3 protein-coding genes are annotated in these 3,799 nt (G+C 62.5%); all 3 read right to left on the reverse strand.

Annotated features, from left to right (window positions below; genetic code table 11):
• A partial coding sequence (locus tag KAZ48_11290) for a TIGR03767 family metallophosphoesterase (protein MBP7973373.1) occupies positions 1-1,615 on the reverse strand: 1,615 nt, incomplete at its 3' end.
• A 281-nt stretch (positions 1,616-1,896) separates the two neighbouring features.
• On the reverse strand, positions 1,897-2,712 hold the full coding sequence (locus KAZ48_11295) for an Fpg/Nei family DNA glycosylase (protein MBP7973374.1): 816 nt from the start codon (positions 2,710-2,712) through the stop codon (positions 1,897-1,899).
• Between the two features lie 50 nt (positions 2,713-2,762).
• A partial coding sequence (locus tag KAZ48_11300) for an ATP-dependent helicase (GenBank protein MBP7973375.1) occupies positions 2,763-3,799 on the reverse strand: 1,037 nt, incomplete at its 5' end.

Here is a 3,799-nt window from a genome sequence, read left to right on the forward strand (position 1 = left end):
TGGCCAACTGGCCGTCGGTGATCGCGGACAGCGGGAACGGGGCATCAAGTAACAACTCGGTGTTGCGATCGAGCGGCGAACCGACCCGCATCGGTGGGTTGGCGATCCAGTCGTTGGCAGACAGTTGTCGACTCAGCGATGCGAGTCCGGTCTGCGAGTAGTCTCCCTTGCTCCACACCGCTGGTGACATGTGATCGAGGGCAGTCGTGAAGATCGACATCGTCCCGTCTTGGTTGTCGACAAACTCAACGAGTTGCTGCTGCTGCGGGTAATCGACGCAGGACGCCGACGTAATCTCCCAGAATCCTCCGCCCCCGGATTTGGGGTGCGCGGTGATTGTGTTGATGTGGGTGTGACCGTTGAGCCACGCCACCATGCAGGGGTACTGCTGCAACATGGAAATGAACTCGTCGGCGTGGATCAGGGGCTGACCGCCAATGACCGGCTCAGCGCCGTTCTCCAGCGTGGAGCTGTTGTGGTGGCTGAGGATGATGGCCATCTTCTTCTGCGCTTGAGCCTGCTCGAGTTGGTCCTTTAGCCAATCGAATTGATCTTGCGGCACAGCACCGTCTGGCCCAGCTGTCTGGTTGCAGGTATCCAGTCCGAACAGCCGGAAGTTCTCGTTGAGATCTGATGTCCAATAGGTCTTGCCGGAGGTCATGTTGTCTTGGGTGAAGCCGTGACCGACCGGCCCCGGGGCGGGCGTTGACTGTAGATGCGCCGCCATGAACTCCAAGCCATCGAGCAACTTGCGCTGACCATCGGGGGAGACCGTCTCCATGCCCTTGGTCATTCCCAACTGCGTCCAAATTTGATTGGTGAGTCGAGTGAACGAACTGGAATCGGTAGCCATCCCGCGCAAATAGGTGTCAGTAAGTGTGCCCCACTGAGCCGCCTTGCGGTCGCCGGTGGCCAGTTTGCGCAATCCAGAATCGACCGGGATGACGCCGTTGAGCAAGGTGTCGTGGTTGCCGAAGACCGCGAACCAAGGTGCCGCCAGCCCGGGTGAGGAGACGGACTTGCTGACCGCGGCCTCCAACATTCCCGGCAGGGTGGGAAAACCGTAAGCACCGAAATCGTCCTTGGACGGGTCTTCCGGATGCCAGGCGTAGGGAGTGTCCTTCCAGACCTGAACGCCCTCGTAGACGCCCTGTTTGCCCGAGTTGGGAGTCAAAGTGGCGCCGTCGAGCAGGTCGATGTACCAGCGCAGTTCCAAGTTGGACAATTCATCGGCGCTATCGCCCGTATTGACCGCCGCAGTCATCGGGGCGCCGGTCACGGGGCTGTACTTAGCGGCGTTCATCGCATTCGTCATGGCGGTCAGAGTGTGGGTCTGCATCGTGTCCTGCGGCCGAACCACACCGGCCCACAGGCTCTGGGACATCCCCGCCATCGGTTCAAGTCGAGCGGGCGACTGGGCGTCAATCATGTGCAAGTCGGTGAGGTGACCCAAATAGAGCAGTGACCGCCGTCGACCGGTTCGAGCTGGATTCGCGTTGCGCTTGAGCACATCGAGGCGGGCAACGTACGGCTCGCCCGGCGCCGCGACGAGCGTGCGGTACTTCTTGTAGGACTGTGAGCTGTGCCGGATCGTCTGCTGCAGCGTCGTTGGCACGTCCGCTGGTTTCAGCGGCTCGGCTAGGACGGCGCCCAGCGCCTCACGAGGAATGGCGAACGCAGCCGCCAACGCAGTGGTTGACGCGAGAAAAGCGCGCCGTGTTATCCCGGACAGAATTCCTCCTCGGTTCGGCCGACTGGTCGGCCACGGCAAAACACCCTGCAGGAAAACTAGTCCTCAACCGTGCCAGTGTCCATGCGGCGCGCACGGTCGCGGCCAGTGGCCGGACGTCGGGGCAACCGATGGTGTGATCTGCGGACTACGGAACAACCTGCCAACTAGTCGACCGCTGGCTGGCACCGTGGACACCACCACGTCCACCGCTGCCGACCATCGTGGCCCTCTTGCGAGACTCTGATTGACGTTCCGCAGCGACGACATGGCATCCGTGCTCGGCCATAGACCCACAGCGGCCGACGACTGTCGCCAGTGGTTACCCGATTCGCCCTGGCCTTGTTCAGGTTCAGCAATTGGTGGGCGCGCAAGATCACCGACGGCAGATCCGGCACCTTCCCGACGGCCGTCTGCGGCGCCACGTTCTGCAAGAAGCAGATCTCGCTCTTGTAGACATTCCCGATACCGGCCAGGCAGCGTTGGTCAAGCAGTACCTCGCCGATCGGCCGATCTCCATAGCGCGTCATCCGACGAAGCGCCTCAGCACTATCCCAGTCGTCACCAAGCAGATCTGGCCCCAGGTGCGCCAGCCGCGCAGCCGCTTCGGCCGACTTGAACAGCTCGACAGTCGGGAGCCAGTAGCCGACCGCGACGTGGCGCTGAACCTCGACAACTGCTCTGATCGCGTGCCCAGGTCCTCCCCGCCATACCTCGCCGTGACGATAGATGCGCCACTTGCCGTCCATACCGAGGGTCGTGTGGAATACCAGTTCCGATGCACCGTCAGCACGCGCGCTCGCCGGGCTGGCGACAGCCATCAGCAGGTGCTTGCCACGCGGACTCACCGAGACAACCGTCATTTCAGCGAGATCCGCCGTTGCATGGGCAGGAACTCGCAGATCAGCTTTCGCGATGTTCGCACCCGCTAACGCTCGGTCGAGTGCCCGAGCGGTTCTCCACACTGTGTCGCCCTCTGGCATAAACCAACCCTAGCGATGCTCATCGCACACCCGATCGCACGTTCAGCTGGCTACTGCCAGAGAGATACCAGTGCGGAGTCGACCAACGAACCAGTGTCAACAACCGGCCAATCGATGGCTCCCAGGTCGGTCGGCCGCAGATACTCGACCGTCTCAAACGTGTCACGGGTGGGTGCGGCGAGGAATCGTGATGGTTGCGCCCACGAGTGCCGGTCGTCATGGGCGCTTGGACGGTGGTGGTAGCGAAGTGGCACGTACACGTCCAGGTACTCCCGTGCTCTGGTGGCCGCGACGTAGAACAGTCGGCGCTCCTCTTCAAGTCCCTCGGCGGAGCCCAGTGCCATGTCCGACGGAAAGTTGCCGTCGGCAGCATGAATGAGATGCACGGCGTCCCATTCCAAGCCCTTCGCGGAATGGACCGTCGAGATGACCAGCCAGTCTTCGTCGATGACGGGCGGGCCCGCGAGGTCGCCGGTGGAAGTCGGCGGTTCAAGTGCATTCTCGGCGGCGATCTCGGACAAGCGGGTGACGGACTTCGTCATGTCCAGCAGGGCGATCAAATCGGTGAGTCGCGCGTCGGCATCGTCGTAGTTGGCTTCTACCAGGGGTGACACCGCTGCGTGAATCCGCTGAGCATGGCCGGTGACGGCCTCGTTCTCACGCCGTCCGACCGCTTGCACCAGATCATCGGCAACCAACTGAGCCGCGGGGGACAGCCGCTGACGTGCCAATGGCCAGCGCAGCAGAACGTCGTCGTCCTCGACCGCTGCCGCATCGGCCGTCAGGTGCAGGCCAAGCTCGGTGAGCACGCGCCTCGAGGTCGCCGGACCTACGCCCGGCAGCAGCTGCAGCAGCCGAAACCAGGCCAACTCATCTCGGTGGTTATCAGCCAGGCGGAATGCGGCAAGTAAATCCTTCACATGGGCGGACTCGAGATAGCGCAAGCCCCCGTACTTGACGAACGGAATGGCGCGTCGGCTCAATTCCAGTTCAAGTCGCGAACTGTGATGCGCCGCCCTGACCAATACCGCTTGCTCCTTGAGCGCAGTTCCGGCCTCGCGTAGGCCCAGTATCCGTTCGCACACCG

Source organism: Candidatus Nanopelagicales bacterium, from assembly GCA_018003655.1.
GTDB lineage: Bacteria > Actinomycetota > Actinomycetes > S36-B12 > UBA10799 > JAGNDY01.